Raw genomic sequence first — 2,078 nt, forward strand, 5'->3', positions numbered from 1 at the left:
TGCTCAGCGAGCACCTGCCGGGCACGGGCCCGCGGCGGGAGCACTTTCCCAGCCGCAACCGCCTGCTGGCGGCGCTGTGCCTCGGTACGCTCGTCGTGGAGGCGGCCGAGCGTTCCGGCGCAATGATCACCGCCCGCCTCGCGGCGGATGCCGGTCGCGACGTGTTCGCGATCCCGGGGTCGGTCCTCAATCCGCTCGCGCGTGGCTGCCACCGGCTGATCCGCGACGGCGCCGTGCTCGTGCAGTCGCCCGAGGAGGTCATCGAAGCGCTGGGCGAACAGGCGGCGAGCGAAGCGGCCGCCCACCAGCGCGAGCTTTTCGCCGCGGGCCGCACGGTCGGGCAGTCGTCGCAGCCTTGGGCGTGCAGCGACGGCGATCACCAGAGCTTGTGGAAGGAGCTCGGTTTCGACCCCACCGATATGGACCAGCTGGTCGAACGCACCGGATTGACGCCCTCCCGGCTGTCCTCCATGCTGCTGGTCATGGAGCTGGAGGGCCGCGTGGCCCAGCAGCATGGCCGGTTCTTCCGCGTCGCCTGACCCCGCGGCGTCGCGATACCGTCCTGACCCACGCGCCGCACACCGACGCAGGCCGAGGTCAATGAAAGAAAGCATTCTCGACGTCCTGCTGTACCTGTTCGAGCACGTCCTCGACGCCGATGGCAGCGCGCTGCGCGACCCGGACTGCCGCCAGAGCGCGACGCTGCTCGCCGAGCTCGCCGACGCCGGCTTCTCGCCCACCGAAATCAACAGAGCCTTCGACTGGCTCGACGCCCTCGCGGACGCGCGCCCGACCCCGCTGCCCGCCCACGGCGGCCCGGTGCGCGTCTATGCCGGCATCGAGCTGGAAAAGCTCGACGCGGACACCCGCGGCTTCCTGATGTTCCTCGAGCAGCATGGCGTGCTCGACGCGGGCCAGCGCGAACTGGTCGTCGACCGCGTGCTCGCGCTCGAGCAGGACGTGATCGACATCGATGACCTCAAATGGGTCGTGCTGATGGTGCTGTTCGACCAGCCCGGCAGCGAAGCCGCATACGCGTGGATGCAGACCCAGATGTTCGACGACGAGCCCGAACCGGTACATTAGGCGTGAAGGCGCCTGGGGAGGCGTCGCGTCACGTACAGGGGAAATCTCTTGGATTGGTTCTATCACGACCCTGGACAGGGCCGAGTCGGGCCGTTGTCGCCCGACGAAATGCGCAGCCGCTACCGCGACCGTCGTATCCAGCCGGACACGCTGGTCTGGCGTGAAGGCATGCGCGAATGGCAGCCCCTGGACCGCGTCAGCGAGGAGCTCGACCTGCTGTCGGTCAAGCCGGACGCCGCCTTGCCGCCTCCGCTTCCGCCCGCGGCCTCCTCGCCGGCCACGTTCCACGCCGGGCCCGGCGCCGTCATGCCGATGGCCGCGGGGAACGGTTACGTGATGCGCCCCGCCCCGCAGCGCAAGGGCATGTCGGGCTGCCTGATCGCGCTGATCGTCGTTGCTGCGCTGGCGGTGCCGGTGATCGGGATCCTCGCCGCGATCGCCGTCCCGGCCTACCAGGACTACACGATCCGCTCCAAGGTGGCCATGCAGGTCGACGCACGCGCGCCTTCGATCGAGGTCGCCGTCGCGCAGGCCATGGCTGTCAACGGGCATTGCCCGGCGGACGCGGCCGCGGCCGGCATCTCCGACGGCACGGGCGTGGACTTCGGAAACGTCGACGGCCGCTGCGCCTTCAAGATGACGGTGCACGACGTGCGCCCGCTCGTGGACGGCAAGACGGTCGTGTTCGTGGCGCCCGCCTCGCCGCAAGGCGAATGGGACTGCACCGGCGGCGACCTGCCACCGAAGTACCGCCGCCCGCAATGCCGGCCCGCAGGAGATACCGCGCCATGACCGCCTGGTACTACAGCGACACCCAGCGCAATCGCCTCGGCCCGGTGGCCGCCGCCGACCTCGCCGAACTGCACCGCCAGGGCCAACTGAGGCCGGGCACGCTGGTCTGGCGCGAGGGCATGGCCGCGTGGTCGCCGTGGCATGAGGTGATGGACGAGGTGCTTGGCCCGCGCATGCCGCCGGGCATGCCGGCGCCGGCG

At 70.5% G+C, this 2,078-nt stretch carries 4 protein-coding genes; all 4 read left to right on the forward strand.

The features are described 5' to 3' along the window. Positions 1-539: DNA-processing protein DprA (locus FW784_RS13725; protein WP_149353884.1), on the forward strand; the 539-nt coding region annotated here is incomplete at its 5' end. A 61-nt stretch (positions 540-600) separates the two neighbouring features. Further along, positions 601-1,086 carry a DUF494 family protein gene (locus FW784_RS13730; protein WP_149353885.1) on the forward strand — a complete coding sequence of 162 codons (486 nt, stop codon included), beginning with the start codon at positions 601-603 and terminating at the stop codon, positions 1,084-1,086. A gap of 48 nt (positions 1,087-1,134) precedes the next feature. Beyond that, complete coding sequence (locus FW784_RS13735) at positions 1,135-1,878, forward strand: GYF domain-containing protein (RefSeq protein ID WP_268890918.1); 744 nt, start codon at positions 1,135-1,137, stop codon at positions 1,876-1,878. Then, positions 1,875-2,078, forward strand: a 204-nt coding sequence (locus FW784_RS14515) for a DUF4339 domain-containing protein (RefSeq protein WP_187770835.1), incomplete at its 3' end; no start/stop codon positions are given. The genes FW784_RS13735 and FW784_RS14515, both read left to right, overlap by 4 nt.

The sequence above is a fragment of the Cognatilysobacter lacus genome, from assembly GCF_008274655.1.
In the GTDB taxonomy this organism is placed as follows: Bacteria; Pseudomonadota; Gammaproteobacteria; order Xanthomonadales; family Xanthomonadaceae; genus Cognatilysobacter; species Cognatilysobacter lacus.

What these genes read in the sequence shown, in the direction of transcription:
- FW784_RS13730 (WP_149353885.1), top strand. Translation starts at nt 601, where the DNA reads ATGAAAGAAAGCATTCTCGACGTCCTGCTGTACCTGTTCGAGCACGTC.